This window comes from Vibrio nigripulchritudo ATCC 27043, from assembly GCF_000222685.1.
GTDB classification, from domain to species: domain Bacteria; phylum Pseudomonadota; class Gammaproteobacteria; order Enterobacterales; family Vibrionaceae; genus Vibrio; species Vibrio nigripulchritudo.
This window is the reverse complement of the sequence record NZ_AFWJ01000021.1, coordinates 1-16,116: the sequence shown is the minus strand read 5'-3', so window position 1 is coordinate 16,116 and position 16,116 is coordinate 1. Positions and strand designations below refer to the sequence as shown.

General features: G+C 45.3%; 8 protein-coding genes and 3 pseudogenes. 6 read left to right on the top strand and 5 right to left on the bottom strand.

Annotated features, from left to right (window positions below; all coding sequences use genetic code 11):
• Positions 1-735: 735 nt before the first annotated feature.
• Together RH89_RS30470 and RH89_RS03495 are read right to left on the bottom strand one after the other, a co-directional pair.
• Positions 736-4,047, bottom strand: a pseudogene (locus tag RH89_RS30470) (efflux RND transporter permease subunit).
• Between the two features lie 61 nt (positions 4,048-4,108).
• Positions 4,109-4,402: an ArsR/SmtB family transcription factor gene (locus RH89_RS03495; RefSeq protein ID WP_004398956.1), complete on the bottom strand. Its 294-nt coding sequence runs from the start codon at positions 4,400-4,402 to the stop codon at positions 4,109-4,111.
• 333 nt (positions 4,403-4,735) lie between these two features.
• Between RH89_RS03495 and RH89_RS03490 the strand changes: the two genes are divergently transcribed.
• Complete coding sequence (locus RH89_RS03490) at positions 4,736-5,656, top strand: aminoimidazole riboside kinase (protein WP_004398955.1); 921 nt, start codon at positions 4,736-4,738, stop codon at positions 5,654-5,656.
• 61 nt (positions 5,657-5,717) lie between these two features.
• On the opposite strand, the pseudogene RH89_RS03485 reads toward RH89_RS03490, so the two are convergent.
• The 3 genes and pseudogenes from RH89_RS03485 to RH89_RS03475 form a co-directional block, all read right to left on the bottom strand.
• Positions 5,718-6,798, bottom strand: a pseudogene (locus RH89_RS03485) (beta-ketoacyl-ACP synthase 3).
• Positions 6,799-7,157: 359 nt separating this feature from the next.
• On the bottom strand, positions 7,158-8,615 hold the full coding sequence (pyk, locus tag RH89_RS03480; protein ID WP_004398953.1) for a pyruvate kinase: 1,458 nt from the start codon (positions 8,613-8,615) through the stop codon (positions 7,158-7,160).
• A 78-nt stretch (positions 8,616-8,693) separates the two neighbouring features.
• On the bottom strand, positions 8,694-10,034 hold the full coding sequence (locus RH89_RS03475; protein WP_004398951.1) for an MFS transporter: 1,341 nt from the start codon (positions 10,032-10,034) through the stop codon (positions 8,694-8,696).
• Positions 10,035-10,320: 286 nt separating this feature from the next.
• Between RH89_RS03475 and RH89_RS03470 the strand changes: the two genes are divergently transcribed.
• The 5 genes and pseudogenes from RH89_RS03470 to RH89_RS03450 form a co-directional block, all read left to right on the top strand.
• The gene (locus RH89_RS03470; protein ID WP_004398948.1) at positions 10,321-11,601 is read left to right on the top strand and encodes an ABC transporter substrate-binding protein; all 1,281 of its coding nucleotides are present in this window, start codon (positions 10,321-10,323) and stop codon (positions 11,599-11,601) included.
• Positions 11,598-13,946 (top strand): ATP-binding protein, encoded by a 2,349-nt coding sequence (locus tag RH89_RS03465; protein WP_004398947.1) that lies wholly within the window; start codon positions 11,598-11,600, stop codon positions 13,944-13,946. The genes RH89_RS03470 and RH89_RS03465 overlap by 4 nt, the downstream gene beginning before the upstream one ends.
• Positions 13,933-15,201: a sigma-54-dependent transcriptional regulator gene (locus RH89_RS03460; protein WP_004398945.1), complete on the top strand. Its 1,269-nt coding sequence runs from the start codon at positions 13,933-13,935 to the stop codon at positions 15,199-15,201. The genes RH89_RS03465 and RH89_RS03460 overlap by 14 nt, the downstream gene beginning before the upstream one ends.
• Positions 15,202-15,236: 35 nt before the next feature.
• Complete coding sequence (gene trxC / locus RH89_RS03455) at positions 15,237-15,671, top strand: thioredoxin TrxC (RefSeq protein ID WP_004398944.1); 435 nt, start codon at positions 15,237-15,239, stop codon at positions 15,669-15,671.
• A gap of 176 nt (positions 15,672-15,847) precedes the next feature.
• Positions 15,848-16,116: pseudogene (locus RH89_RS03450) on the top strand (MFS transporter); the annotation flags it as partial.

Sequence of the window (16,116 nt, the reverse complement as noted above, 5' to 3'; positions counted from 1 at the left end):
TATCCCCTGTGTGCCTTGAAGTTGGTAAATTAAAGTTAAGCTGATCACCCACTGCAATACTTGCTATCAAAGACTCAGAAATATTGACTTCAAGTTGCAATGATTCTGGGTTGTATAAGGAGACCAGCAAAGCACCTGGTGTTGCAGTATCCCCTTCATTGACTGGCTTTTGAGTTACCACGCCATCAAAAGGTGCGGTAATAATACTAAAGCCAAATGTCGTTTCAGCTTCTTTTACTGCAGCTTGTGCTTGCTTAAAACTGGCTCTTGCCGTTTCAAGCTGGGATTCCACACGGTCAAACTCTGATTGCGGAAGTAACTTCCTTTCCACCAATTCTGATATCCGCTTAAACTCCTTACGCGCAGCATTCAGATTCGCCTGAGCGGAAGATAGCCCCTGCTCTGTCTGTTGTACTCGGGCATCAAGGTCGTCACTTTCAAGGCGCATAATGACATCACCCTTGGTGACGCTGTCACCTATATCCACCAACACCTCGACTACTTTTGCGGTAACGCGTGCAGAAAGCTGAGCTTTTTGATCGGCAATTACTGTGCCTGTAAATTCTCTGATTTGAGGTGTTTCCTGATACCTTAAGGTGACGGTTTCTATGTCAGAAGTATCCGTTGTGGTCAGTGCTTTATGATTCACTTTTTCTGTAAAACCACCAGCCATGAAAATAAACAATACGATCAGCACTGAAAACAGACCGATCCCTAACAGGAGTTTTGATGATTTCATGATTCTTCCTCATTGGTAACAGGCAGACCATGCCCTTCTACATTTGAATACGCCAAGTGATAAACCACTGGGATGACTAATAAAGTAAAGATGGTTGATGCGGTTATTCCGAATATGATTGCCCAAGCCAGACCGTTAAATATCGGATCCAGCGTTATCACGATATTTCCGAGCAATGTTGTGCCTGCCGTCAGTAAGATTGGGCGCATTCTAACCGCGCCGGATTCGATTAAAGCTGCTTTAAGAGGTTTGCCCGCCGCTAGAGATTGCTGAATAAATTCGATAAGAACTAAGGAGTTCCGAACTACAATCCCGGCAAGTGCGATCATTCCAATCATGGCTGTTGCGGTAAACAAAGCGGGATCTGGGTAGCCATTAATGTCTTCACCAAGAAGATTCAGGAACCAGAACCCCGGCATGATACCAATAACGGTTAGAGGAATTGCGAGCATGATGATGCCAGACACCACAGGCAAACCCGTCTGGATAAGCATGACGATGAATACGCCAAGTAGCGCCGCTCCATAGGCAATTCCCAGATCACGGAACACATCTATGGTAATTTTCCATTCTCCCTCGCCACTCCAAACGACTTGAATATCGTCATCCACTGACCAGCCTTGATTACCACCATTGCTTAAGTAGTTTCTCTCGCTCAGCGCTCTTGATTCATCTGAGTAGGTTTTGTCTTGGTCTGCAATTACATCAGCAACAATTTCACCCGGTACCCGCCCCGCGGATTCGGCATAAACGTAAACCACAGGTTTAAGGTTTTTGTGATAGATAGGCTGATCTTGAGTGCGCTTAACAAACTTGCCCAACTCGGACAATTGGACGAGCGGTTGAGGTGCATCTTCCAGACTTCCCATCACATTCTGTTTCGCAATTCCTGTCTGCCCACGAACATAAAGCGCTTCTAAGTTAGTGAGATTATCCCGCTGCGAAATCGGAAGCTTAATGGTCACTGGCAGAGGATCGATTTCTCTCTCCATTTTCAGGTTGGCAAGCTTGATGCCCTTATTCGCAGCCAGTATGGTCTGGTTGACGTCAGCGGTGGAAATGCCAGACAACGCTGCTTTCTCCCGATCTACGATGAATTGCCAGACTTCTGTCGGCTCTTCAATACTGCTATCGACTTCGGATACAAATGGCTCTTGCTCTAAACGCTGGATAACATTGAAAGCCTGTTGTTGCAGTCTTTCGTATGACGTCGTTTCCTGACCGTATACTTCGGCTGTCAGGGTCGCAATGACCGGAGGACCGGGAGGCACTTCCACCAGTTGAATTTTCGCATTGTGCTTGGTAGCGATTGATTCAATGTCATCTCTGATTCGGGTCACAATCTGATGCGACTGAAAACTGCGTGCATCTTTGTCAACAAGGACGATTCGTAGTTCTCCCTGGTGTGGTAAGTCACGCATAAAGTAATGACGAACCATGCCGTTGAAATCCATTGGTGATGCGACACCAGCAAAACCGGAAACCGATATCACCTCCGGTTGCTCAACCAGATAACTTGAGAAATCACGCAGAGTATTTGATGTGGTTACAAAGTCGGTGCTTTCTGGCATGTTGACGATCAACTGGAACTCATTCTTGTTGTCGTACGGTAGAAGCTTCAAGGGAACCAGTCGAAGTGCGGGTAACATGGCTGCTCCAACAAACAGCATCGCGACAATTCCCAGGAATACCCAGCTCTTTTTCCGCGATTCAAGCAAAGGTAAGAGTAGCTTGTTGTACCCACGGTAAAGCAGAGTGGATTCAATGTTGTATGTCCCTTTGTCCTGCGCAGCACGAAGGATCTTTCGGGCAAGCCAAGGCGTGATTAGGAATGCTACTAAGGTGCTGAATATCACTGAGACGGGCACATTAAACGCCAGCGGAGCCATATAGGGTCCCATCATCCCGGTAATGAAGAACATCGGCGTGAACACGATAACTATAGCTACCGTGGACATCAAAAGTGCTGATCGGATTTCCCCCATTGCGAGAGCAATGGCTTTGGTTTTCGACAAGTCTTTGCGTTTAAGGTAACGCTCAATGTTGTCAATACTGGCAATAGGATCATCCACGATCAGACCAAGAGCAAGAATCAACGCAAACAATGTAACTCGGTTGATGGAGTACCCAAACGCGAGATCCATACCAATCGCTGCACCATAGCTGATAGGAATGGCAATACCCACCACCAATGCGCTGCGCCAGTTCAAGAATAAGCCGACAAACACCACAACGGTGACAATTGCTATACCTAAGCTAGATACTAAGTTGTTGACCTTGTCGCTGGCTGTCTGACCATAGTTTCGGATGATATCCAGCTTAACCGATTCTGGAAATTGCTCGGCTTTAAGTGTGTTTAACTCTTTAAGCACTTCGTCGGCAACACCTACGGCGTTTGAACCATTTTGTTTTGCTACGGAGATAAAAAACTGAGGGATAGGATTGGAAATCGCCATGACCGTATTGAATCCAGGTGTCTGTAGAAGCTTCTTCCGGACCATCAGTAATAGTTGCCACATCCCCTAAATAGACGGGTTTACCATCAATGACATTGACGACTAACTGGCTGAGCTCATGGGCGTTTTGGAAAAACTGCCCGGATTCGAGTAAGAATACCTCTTCCTGCTGATGTAAATACCCCGCGCTTTGTTTGGCATGGCTTACGTTAAATGCGCGTTGTAAATCATCGATAGTTGTTTTTCGACTCGCCATCGCCGATGCATCCAATGCGACTTCTACAACCCGAGACTGACCTCCGGTAACTTTCACGATATTGGTGTCGTCTAGCGAGTTTAAGCGCTGGGTTGCCTGTGTCGCGATGCGCCTTAACTCATAGGTTCCAATTTCATCGGGATCCGTTGAGTAGAGTGCAGCGACAACGATAGGCACATCATCTATCTCTACCGGCTTAACAGCCCAGTTTGAGACGGAAGCAGGGATTGTATCCTGGTTGGAATACAGCTTGTTATACAGTTTAACCAGAGCATTTTCTCGATTCTCGCCTACATAGAAACGCACAATGACCTGCGCCTTATTCTCCATGGACGCAGAATAAACGTACTCTACACCGTCGATTTGGCTGAGTAGTTTTTCAAGAGGTTCTGTTACCTGCTTTTCAACTTGCTTCGCACTGAACCGGGGGCATCAATCAGTACGTCAGCCATTGGAACAACTATTTGTGGATCTTCCTCTTTAGGTGTTAGCCACAGCGCGATACCACCAAGAATCAAGGCAAATGCGATGAGTATTGGCGGGAAAAAACTGTTCATTACCGAATGAACAAAGCCTTGTGAAGAACTGGCTCTCATTGACTGTCCTTTTGAATATTTCCGCTTGAAGGTGATGAGTGGGTTGAGATGTTTCTCACCATTACTCGCAGAAAACCTTATGTAGGTTATGAATGAGTGCCGCTATCCTCTCATCGGCAAGGGAATAGAAGACTTGCTGAGATTCTTTGCGTACCTTCACCAGATTGTGCTTCCTGAGAACGGTTAAGTGCTGCGAAAATGCGGATTGGCTTAATGTCGAGCTGTTTTGCAATTGCCCTGCGCCCAATTCTCCTTCCATTAGCTGGCAAAGTACCAACAGTCTTTCTGGATGAGAGAGGATTCTTAGAATTTCGGCAACTTCAGCAGAATTTGTTCTCATTTGATCAAGATTCATATTAAACCTTCTCTTTCAAATAAATCTAATTTAGATTGCACTAATATTATGCTCGTAGTCAACATTTATATAAGAAAAAACTAAAATAGATCTATCAACATTAGGTTAATCTAAATATCAGTAAGACTATGAGGGGTAAATGAAATTCGTGACCGCGTCACGCATGTGGGTGGCTTTTCAGGAAAATTTAAAAAATCTGAGTCATATTTATACATTCTTGCCCTTAACACGCTCCTGACAGCCTTATATTCTTAAAGACAAGCTAAATGCTAATAACACGTTTTTGTTGCTAGTTAGCTTCAATATGAAAATAATTATTTAAAGGAATAGATAATGAGTAAGGTTTGGGTTACAGGGGATGCAGTGGTGGATTTGATTCCAGATACTGAGATGACGTACTTAAAATGCCCTGGCGGTGCCCCTGCCAATGTCGCTGTAGCAATCTCCCGACTTGGTGTGGATAGCGGGTTCTTTGGTCGGGTTGGTGACGATCCTTTTGGTAAGTTCCTCAGTGAAACCCTTGAGTCTGAACGTGTCGATGTTACTCCTTTAAAGCTCGACCCCGCCCGAAGAACATCAACAGTCGTTGTCGATCTAGACGATTCCGGTGAACGTAGCTTTACATTTATGGTAAAGCCCAGTGCGGATCAGTTCACTCAACCCGAAGATATCCCGACTTTTCAACAAGGAGACTGGCTTCATATCTGCTCTATCGCACTGGCAAACGAGCCAGCGAGAAGTACGACGCTACTTGCTATGGAAAAGATGAAGCAAGCTGGTGGATATGTCAGCTTTGATCCCAACCTTCGTCACGAAGTATGGGCAAATCAGGATGAGATCATCCCAACTGTGTTGAAAGCGATTGGAATGTCGGATGTTGTGAAGTTCTCTGATGATGAGCTGGCATTTTTGACGGGAAAGCCCTCAATCTCTGAGGGGCTTGATAGCTTAAAGACGCATCATTTACCTATGATTCTGGTGACTCAGGGGGCAAAAGGTGCGCTGCTGGTTACTGAAGAAGGCAAAGAGCTGATAAGCGGAAAAACCGTGTCTCCTGTTGATACGACCGGAGCTGGTGATGCGTTTGTCGGTGGGCTGCTGTCTTACCTGGCTCAGGTTGAAGATTGGTCTAAGTTAGACAATGCCAAAAATGCGATTAAATGGGCGAACGGGTGTGGAGCGCTGGCTACCACTCAAAAAGGCGCAATGACGGCATTGCCAACCATTGATGCGCTAAATGAGTTTATAAATTAACCTGAAGTCAGATTAAGTACCAAAAAATCAGCCGCTTAAAGCGGCTGATTTTTTAATTCTGCTATTTGTTTTTACAATGCTCTATAGCTTCAGAAAGCAGTTCTAGTGCAGTGGCGTTACACTCGGGTAATTCTGCATTAGTTTCTTGCAATGGAGTTACCCTGTCACCCCATTTGATGTGCCCGGCACCCCAGGTCAATCCTGCTCCGAATGCCGCTGTCAGAATATCACTGCTCGGCTTCACTTTTCCTGATTCCACAGCTTCACATAATGCAATAGGGACTGTTGCCGCAGATGTATTTCCGTACTTGTGAATGTTCACAAATGCTTTGTCTTGAGCAATTTCCGAATGATCACACAAGGTTTGAATAATACGCACATTAGCCTGATGTGGAATGACGATGTCTATGTCACTGGTATTCAGCTGGGAGCGCTTTAATACCGTTTGAGTCGGCAGCTCCCATTCCACGTACAGCGCGTTTGAAAATCTCTTTGCCTACAAAATTAAATTCCCAGTATCCGTTATCGGCAGCAAATCGATCCATTGCTGTGCCGTATTTAGGAACCGCCAGAATATCGCGCCCTTCAGCGTCACACCCAAGCTGCGCTTGTTGCAAACCCAACGGTTTATCGGTTTTGCTTAAGACAACCGCACCGGCACCATCACCAAACAGAACGGCAGTATCGCGTTGAGTCCAGTCTAAATAAAATGTCAGCCGCTCAGCACCGATCACCAGTGCGTGTTGATAGTTGCCTGCCTGAATCAAACGGGTCGCTGTTTCCAGCCCATATACAAACCCGGTACACGCGGCATTTAAGTCAAATGAAGCGCAGCTTTTGATGCCAAGATTGGTCTGAACTTTGGATGCAATATTTGGAATTAACGTATCAGGAGAACACGTTGCAACGATAAGGCAGTCAATATCTTCAGCGTTGATACCTGCACACGCAATGGCTCGCTGAGCCGCTACGGTTGCAAGGTCAGACGTATTAACATGACTGATGCGGCGTTCTTCAATTCCAGTACGGGTACGGATCCACTCATCAGAAGTCTCAAGGAATGTACTCAGGTCTTGGTTGGAGAGCTTGGCAGGAGGCAGGCATTTCCCCCACCCTGTAATTTCTGCAAAATACGGTTGCATGTAAAATCACCTGTAATTTTAGTTTTATGGTTGGGTAAGTTTTAAACAGAGTTACTGTTGCGTGCTTACCTTTCAAGCATATATAAATTCACAGAAGTGTAAACTTTTGACTATGAAATATGAGTTTTAACTTTGAATAGAGAAAAAATAAAAAAGACCCGCATAAATGCGGGTCAAACCTTGTGGAGCAAGGGTGTCATAAACTCAAACATCAGTACATTAAGAATGTAATGATGCTATTGCGCATTGTGAGCCTTTAACAATGCAAATGTTTTGCTAGCAAATACATGTTGTTAGGGGGAGCTATGTACTCGCTGCAAAACGTATTTGTAGAAAGCCCTACACTTACTACAAATTCTTTAAGCTGGTATTGCATCTGTCGCGCCAAGATTGACCATCCAGCATGTGTTTACTTCCCCCTGTCCTTCCAAGCTCGAAAGTTTCGCGATAAGCAGCGATTCCATATTGAACTGAGTGGTATGGTCGGACAGTATTTGAGTCACAGATTCCAATAAGTCGTCTTGCTGTGCCACATTAAAATAAGTGGGTATCACGCCACGCAGTAAGGTCATCTTTCCTAACACCTTTTCATTAGAAGATAGCCCCCATACTTGCGCATCACTCTGGCATCGGGACATAAGTCTTGGCGTTTGACCGTCGCCCGTTAAAATGGCGACGCCCAGTTTTCTGTTTGCTTTTGTCGCTGAGATGATGGATGAAATGGCAAAGCTTTTGTTTGAGTTGTCGCACAAGGAATCAAGTTCATCCCAGTGCTCTTGCGAAGAACCAGAGTCAAACTCTACACCCGCTGCAATCCGAACCATCGCTTCAATCGACTCAACAGGGTATTTCCCAGCCGCAGATTCTGCAGAGAGCATAACGGCGTCGCTCCCATCTAAAATGGCATTGGCAACATCGAGCACTTCAGCACGCGTGGGTAATGGGTTCTCAATCATAGATTCCATCATTTGCGTTGCAGTAATTACCGGTTTGCCCGCCAGCCTTGCTCGTTTGATTAGGCGCTTTTGAATCTTCGGTAACCGCCCATCGCCAATTTCTACCCCTAAGTCGCCCCTTGCCACCATGATGGCATCGGAAGCGGCGATAATGTCGTCCATGCTTTCATTACTTGCGACTGTTTCTGCGCGTTCGATTTTTGCAACGACATCAGCTTGGGAGCCAGCTTTTCTGATCAATGAGCGAGCGTAATCGATATCTGCGCCGTTTCTTGGAAAAGAAATCGCAATGAAATCTGCTTGAATAGCAGCCGCAATATCAATATCGGCAATGTCCTTATCAGTTAATGCAGGCGCAGAAAGACCACCGCCCAGAAGGTTAATGCCTTTACGATCTGACAAGACGCCAGAATTCAGCACTTCGGTTTTTACCCAAGAACGATTTGGGTCAAGCTCCTGTACTTTTAACTGGATGCGACCGTCATCAAGCAACAAAATATTCCCTATCTTAAGATCTTGGATTAGATCCGGATAATCCAGACCAACCCGCTCAGCATCGCCTTGCTTGGCACCTAATGACGCATCCAAGAAAAATGTCTGTCCTTGCACCAAATGGACCTTTGAATCTGAAAAAGTCGAAATTCGAATCTTAGGTCCCTGCAAGTCAGCTAGGACTCCAACGGTTTTCCCTTTTTGTTTAGCGAGCTTTCTTACTAGATTTGCTTTTTCAATATGTTCCTGAGCTGTGCCATGAGAAAAGTTAAGACGAACAACGTTTACGCCGGCATCCAGCATTTTCGATAGAACACCTTCATCCTGACTGGCGGGACCAAGTGTTGCGACGATTTTTGTTTTACACATCTTTGAGTTCCTGTAACCGAATAATCTAAAAGAGAAATAAAATGAGTCAGCTGGGAGTCTCCTCCCAGCTTTGGTTGATTAGTCGATATCAGTGACTTTTTTCGCGTTCCACACTGTCAGCGCGAGCAACAGAGATACAACGCCAGCCACAAGCCAGAAGTATTGTGCCTGGCTGAAGTCATAGGTTTTCACGCCGTCGATCTCTTCGATTTTAATCAGAGACGCAGAAACCACCTCCTGACCAGATGCTGCAATGTAAGAGAACAATCCAATGAATCCCTTCACTGCACCGACCGCGTTTTTAGGCATCAGGTCGCAAGCAGTAAGACCTGCAAGGAAAACAACAAGACCACCAATTGCAAAACCGATAAGACCCAATGCGACGGCATCAATGAAACGGTTGTCTGGTCCGAAGAACATCAAACACATGCCTGCGATGTTGGCAATTCCGTATAGCAAAGTTGGAATATGGCGGTTTGCGTTAAACAACTTATCCGAAACGATGCCAGATAGAATGGCTCCCGCAAGACCGGCAATTGGATAGGTAGACATTGCAAAACCAGCGTCAATCAATGAATAGCCTTTGCTCTCCTGAAGGTAGAGAACCGCCCATGAAGACATTGCGTAGCGTGATATGTACATCGCCGCACACGCTGCTGCAATCAGCCACACTGTTGGTTGTTTCAGAATGAAAAGCTGAGCGCGGCGTGTTTCAGTCGGGTCGTTCTGCTTTTTGATTTCTGGTTCTTCATCAAATGCCGTTGCAGCATCCGGCAAACCGTAAGTCTGAGGACGATCTTTCAGTGCCAGGAACATACACAGTGCGGCGGCAATGGCTGCGATACCTGCACCGATGAATCCGGCTCTCCAACCCAGATAGCTCACCAGCGTTGCCGTTAGGATCCAGGTAATACCTTCACCTATGTTACGAGAGCCTCCCCACACGGAGTAGCGGCTGCCTCGTTGTTTCGGCGAGAACCACTGGAACAGCGAAACGCACGAAGGTGCAGACCCAACAGACTGGAACCATCCGTTTAAGCCCCAAAGTAAAACAAAGAAAAAGGCGGTGGTGTTGAGCCCCATAACAATGGCGGTTAAACCAGAAAGAAGTAAAGAGAACGACATAAATCGTCCAATGTTGGCGTAATCGGACAGGAATCCGTTGGAGAACTTACCAATTGCATAAGTGAAGAAGAACGCAGACCCCATGATCCCCAGTTCTTCTATGGACACTATCCCAGCATCGAGCATGGGTTTTTTCACTACGCCTAAGGACATCCTTACAACGTAGAAAACGGCGTAACCAAATACCAGCCCTAGAAATACCTGCCATTGGTAGCGCTTAAAGCGAGATTGCATTGCCTCTTTTGAACCATCCGATAACGGTAAGTCCGGTCGAGTTTTAAAGAAATTAAGCATATTGTGCTCCGTTCAAGTGAGTCGTCGATTTCAGACGAAATTCTGTTGACGGAGCGAATCATCCAAAAACACGGTTTCAAGCTCAAAAGTGGCGAATTGAGGCAGTTTTGACTCATTTCGATGATTTGGGCGAGTCAATAATGGGAATTCTGAAGTCAGTAATTCAGTTTTTGCTGATAGAATTCTCAAAGTAAATGCGTCACAAATGACCCATGAAGAAAAGAAAACATTTTTCCAAAAGTTTTCTCAGATTTGATTAAACGCACACTTTTAATGGATTTGTGATATGAGAAGTCATTTCCAGATTTTGGCTCGTAGGATTGCTCTTCTGCTTACCTGTATTTCTCCGTTTGGCGTTCATGCTTCAACGGATGAACTGGTGATCCTGACTACATTTTCAAGAGAGCCTTTGATCCCCTTAGTGGAGCAGTTCAGTAAAGAACATAAAAACGCAAAAATTAAGGTAATACATCGCCCTACAACTTCAAGCATGACGTTACTCAGTAAGAGTTATGTGGAAGACATTGATCTCGTCTTAACCTCATCGCCTTTGGTGATTTCCAGCTTGGCCAAGCAGGGAAAACTGGCGAATGTGCCGGATGAAATGCGTGCTCCAGAAGTGCTCAAACCTTACATCTTGCCTAGCTCAGACTCAGTCGTCACTATTGGATATTCAGGGGCGGGTGTTGTCTGGAACAGCGACTATTTAAACAACCACCAGTTACCCCAGCCTCAGGGGTTTCACAGCCTCGCAGACCCTGTCTATTTTGGCCACGTTACGATGAGCACACCTTCCCGTTCAGGAACAACTCAGCTCATGATCGAAAGCACCTTGGAACATTACGGCTGGAACAAAGGCTGGACTGTAATCAACAACATTGGTGCGAATTTAGGAACTCTGTCTTCACGCAGCTTTGGTGTCAGTGATGCCATTGCCAGCGGAAGTTTAGGTCTGGGTCCGACCATAGACAGTTATGCGAAAATCCTGATGCGCAAGCTGGATTATGTTGGTTTTGTTCACGACACCAGACTCACCTTAATGCCTACCTATATTGGTCTGGTAAAAAGAGAGTCTCAGGATGCTTACTTAACCTCATTTGTTGAGCGTTTGCTTTCCCCAAACGTTCAGGCTTCTATTCAGGAAAATGCCTTTGCAAAGTATTCCGTTTTGAATACGGAGTTGCTTTCTAACGATCACGTTCAACTCAATCTGGATACGATCAGCTCTCGTGAAGAAGGGGTAAAACTTCTCTTTGATATTACGGTAACCAAGCAGCTCCCTGCCCTGCAAGATGCGTGGTTAAGAGTTATTAGCGCACGGGAAAAGTATTATCTCGATACCACCGCGCTTCACGAGCTGGATTCAATTGAAAGCCTGCTTTTTGCTCCACCAGTGTCCCTTGAGATGTTTAACCAGCAAATGGATAACATTTTCAATACAGGAAAAAGTAACGCGGAAATCAGTGCATTGCTCGCTCAATGGCAGCACAACATCAGGGTGATTAGAGAAGATACGCTGGAGATCGTCGCAGACAGGATACGGATGCTTTCAGGGGGCTTGAAATGAAGCTTCGCTCCCACACCATCGGCACTAAGTTACTTCTGGCGTTTTCCGCATCAACCGGTTTAATTGCAGTTGTAATGGCGGTTTCTTGGGGAACCTGGAGCCTGCTTGATAAACAGGTTGGCGATTTACTGAAAGATAATGTTCCCAAGTACAACGCAAGCTACCAAGTGGAAAGCAGCAGTTCTCAAATTCGAAGTGCCATTGATTATGCCCCTCAAATTGAAAGTAAATCGATTCTTGAAGACTACATGCAGTCTCTTCAATCTGAGCTGACAACGATCGAATCCATTCTGGCGACTCTGACTCGCAATGGCGAAACCGACTCCCTTCTTGCGGGGTATCAGGTCTTGTCTCAACAAATCCAAACGTTTGGTGAAATGCTTCTTGAACACATCGATAAGGAAAGGACACTTTCCCTGCTCAACGAAGAAATCAGGTGGATCCATCAGGATATTGGTTCAGAGTTACGCCCATTACGTCAGGAAATTGAGTGGCAACTCGAAAAAGAAAAGCGTCAGGGTCTGGTTGAAAAGCTTTTGGCAAATATGCGCGTGATTCACAGTATTAATGATCAGGAACAGGCCTTGTATGAGCTACTACTGGATGTGTCGGACTCTGCCCATGTGAGCCAGGTGGATAATGGCATGAAAGTCGTTCAATACCGTTTGGGTGATTTAGAGAATGTTAGCACAGCACTTTACCTGCTTCCCTCGGCGATTTCGTATCAGCAGCTAATTGAAACTATGGGTGAATTACTCCGGTTTGATGGTGAATTTCACTCAGCGGTTAAGGCCTTTGTTACATCGAAAAACAGAATCCAGAAACAGCAGAAGACGATTCTGACTCAACTTGATTTACTTCACCGCAACGTTGCCTCACTGGCTTCCACTGCCGACGCTGAATTTGCTCAGGTCAAACTGGATACTGCCCAGCTCGTTTCTAGCGGAAATCGAGTACTGGTTATCTGTTTTAGCTTATCAATCGTGGTCAGCTTGCTGCTTACCTATTACTTTGTTAATCGCCGAATTGTTTCCAGGTTAATTGCGTTAAGCGAAACGTTAGACGCCATGACAGAAAACCAAAGTGATATCGCCTTCCCTGTCGATGGTAAAGACGAAATCGCCAGAGTCAGCAACAAGCTGAAACAGTACTATCAGGCGATGCGCGAAATGGAGAAAACCAACGCACTAAACTTAATCAATAACGCTCATTCCAGCCTGATCACATGTGATATGTCGGGCACGATTGAATCAGCAAATCTCAGTGCCAGATCCTTGTTTAATCTGTCTGACAACGCTCTAAACAGCAAGTTATGGATCTGGGTATCAGTGGAAGAACAAGGTTTAATGAAACGTGTGTTTACAAGAGATTCATCTCTTATTTCCAATGGAGAATCTTGCATCACTTTGTGTTTTAACCGAGCAGATAGCATTTGTTATCTCCAGTTTTACTTCAGTGTCTACAAACAATCTGGGGTTCCTAAAGTGATGGTGACGGTAACGGATATCACTGAGCAGACTCAGGCCAATCTTATTCTGGAAGAACGAGTATCAGAAAAGACGCGTGATTTAGTGATGGCTAACTTGGATTTACAGGCTGAAGTGGAAGAAAGACGAAAAGCTGAAACTCACCTCAAAGAAACACAATCTGAACTTATTCAAGCCGCAAAAATGGCAGTTGTCGGTCAGACTATGTCTTCTATGGCCCATGAACTGAACCAGCCGCTTTCCGCGATAAATACGTATCTGTTTAGTGCCAAGATGGCTCTGGATTCGAATAATGACGAAGAAGTGGAAAGCAGTATTGAGCAGATCAAAGCGATGACGGAGCGAATGAGTAAAATCATCAATAGCCTGCGCCATTTTGCCAAGAAGCAACCGAAGGACACATCGTTAGAATACGTTGGTATTCTCGACGCGATTCAACGTGCAGGTGTATTGGTTGAAACCCGACTAAGGAAAATACAGTGTCGTCTGACGTGGCACGTGTCCGAAAGCGAGAAAGTATGGGCAGAGAGCGTCGGGCTTGAACAAGTGTTAGTTAACCTATTGGTGAACAGTTTGGATGCGGTTGCCGAAGTAGACCACAGAGAAATTGAGATTTTCACCCAACGCGAAACTGACGGAATCACTCGATTGTGTATCTCTGATTCGGGAATGGGATTCTCTCATTCTGTGATAAACCAGATCTTTACCCCTTTCACGACAACGAAAGAAGTCGGTTTAGGTCTCGGGCTTAATATTTGCCGTTCCATCGTTAAACAGTTTAATGGTGATATTCTTCTTGCTTCGTCCCTCTCTGGCGGGGCGTGTGTTGTGTTGGAGCTTCCGAATGATCCTCAATAAATTCTCGGTTCTGATGGTCGATGACGACCAAGATGTATTGGATTCTTACGCCCATCTGATGTCTATTGCCAATTTACCTGCCAAGTGCGAGTCAGACTCCACCAAAGTGTGTCAGTACATTGATGCAAACTGGGCAGGTGTTGTCATTGTCGACATGTACATGCCCAAGCTCAATGGCATGGAATTGCTTACAAAAATAAAAGCTATCGACCCTGATATACCAGTAATTGTGATCACGGGACATGGGGATATTCCCATGGCAGTAGACGCCGTGAAAAAAGGCGCCAGTGACTTTCTCGAAAAGCCGATCGACCCCCCTGCACTGCTCGAATTGATCCATAAGCAGCTAAACATTCGAAAATCGTTTATCGAGCAAAAGCAAAACATCGCTGAATCAGTTAGAAAGGAAGTCATTGGTCAGTCCCCGCAAATGGTCATCATCAAAGATCATATCGCTCAGCTGTCATTGCTAAAGAGCCATTTGGTTATCAGTGGAGAATCCGGTTGTGGCAGACGCAGTCTGGCTCATCTGGTTCATCAATTAAGTTCGAGTTCAGATGGCACGTATGTGCAGGCTCAGGGAAATTTGATTGGCTCTAAAGAAGACATCGACAACTTGTTAGAGAGAAGCTGCGGTGGAACGCTGGTGGTGACCAATATTCATGAATCGCCAGTTTCTGCGCAACAATATTTAACACAGGAACTGTTAAAACAGGAGCGAACCGCGTGCAGCAAAGCCAGACTCATCGGCATTTTCAATGAAGATCCCGAGCAATGGATACGCGATGAAAAACTGCATCCGGAGCTTTATTATCTCCTTAGCCAGGGAAAGATAGACGTACCACCGCTTAGAAAGCGCCCAGACGATATCGCCATTTTGTTTCACTATTTCTTAAAGCAGAGCTGCAATAAGCTGGGCAAACCACTTCCTACCATTGATAACCATTATCTCAATACACTTAGGAAACATCATTGGTCTGGCAATGTTCGGGAACTGAAGAATGTGGCTGAACTCTACGCTATCGGAATTATCAAATTAACCGGACAAGACCGACTTGCGCACCATGATGTGTTGCAAACACCGCTGGATGACTTGATTGACGACTATGAAAAACAAGTGATTGAAGACGCGCTTTTTCTGTTCTCTGGCAAAGTGACAGAAGCTGCCAATCATCTACAGGTGCCTCGTAAAAAACTCTACCTTAGAATGAAAAAGCATGGGATAGAAAAAGATAAGTTTAAAAGTCGCAGCTGAGGTTTGATAAAATACTCAAAAAATAAGGAGTAACTATGTCTAGCTTCAATTTTCGTTGCCCGTCTTGCCAAGGGGTAAACCGAGTTCCACTGGAACGTGTGTCGGATGCGGCAACTTGTGGCAAATGTAAATCTCATCTTTTTGATGGTGCGCCCATTGAAGGTACAGAGCAAAATATTGATGCCCTATTACAAAGCGACCAGCCCGTCGTAGTCGATTTCTGGGCGCCTTGGTGTAACCCTTGTGTTGGCTTTGCACCTGTGTTTTCCGACGTGGCACAGGAAAGAAAAGGCAACGTGAGATTTGTTAAAATTGATACGGAAGCTCAGCAGAACCTTGGGGCTAAATACCAGATAAGAAGCATCCCGACAGTGATGGTTTTCAAAGGTGGCAAAAGAGTCGATGTTATCAACGGCGCTCTTCCTAAATCCCAGTTTGATCAATGGCTAAACCAGGCACTGTTTAAATAAAATTCATCTTTAAGGTCAGATAAATTCCCGTTATTTGACCTTTTTTCTTTCTAAAATCTCTCCTTTTCTTCGACAAATATTTTCTATCGTCTGAACTAAAATTATTCGTTTTACTCAGCGTCAATCCGACCCCATAGTCGCGTCTCCAAATTCACTTACATTAGGAGATTCCGGCATTGGAAAATACACCAACTGCACCACTCAAAATCTTTGCACCGGTGGTTACGCTTTCCCTATTTGCAGTCGCTTCTGGCTACTTGATGAGCATCATTCCATTGATGTTGAACGAGTACGGCATGAGCAATGATATTGCAAGTTGGATGGCGAGCAGTTTTTATGCCGGGCTTCTAATTGGTGCCGTAACAATAGAGCCACTCGTGGCTAAAGCGGGTCACAAATACGGATTTGTTGCCTGTTTAGCAATATTTGCCGTCACCATTGGGAT

Coding starts and splice junctions, on each gene's coding strand:
- RH89_RS03495 (WP_004398956.1), bottom strand. CDS start 4,402: ATGAATCTTGATCAAATGAGAACAAATTCTGCTGAAGTTGCCGAAATT.
- RH89_RS03490 (WP_004398955.1), top strand. CDS start 4,736: ATGAGTAAGGTTTGGGTTACAGGGGATGCAGTGGTGGATTTGATTCCA.
- pyk (WP_004398953.1), bottom strand. CDS start 8,615: ATGTGTAAAACAAAAATCGTCGCAACACTTGGTCCCGCCAGTCAGGAT.
- RH89_RS03475 (WP_004398951.1), bottom strand. CDS start 10,034: ATGCTTAATTTCTTTAAAACTCGACCGGACTTACCGTTATCGGATGGT.
- RH89_RS03470 (WP_004398948.1), top strand. CDS start 10,321: ATGAGAAGTCATTTCCAGATTTTGGCTCGTAGGATTGCTCTTCTGCTT.
- RH89_RS03465 (WP_004398947.1), top strand. CDS start 11,598: ATGAAGCTTCGCTCCCACACCATCGGCACTAAGTTACTTCTGGCGTTT.
- RH89_RS03460 (WP_004398945.1), top strand. CDS start 13,933: ATGATCCTCAATAAATTCTCGGTTCTGATGGTCGATGACGACCAAGAT.
- trxC (WP_004398944.1), top strand. CDS start 15,237: ATGTCTAGCTTCAATTTTCGTTGCCCGTCTTGCCAAGGGGTAAACCGA.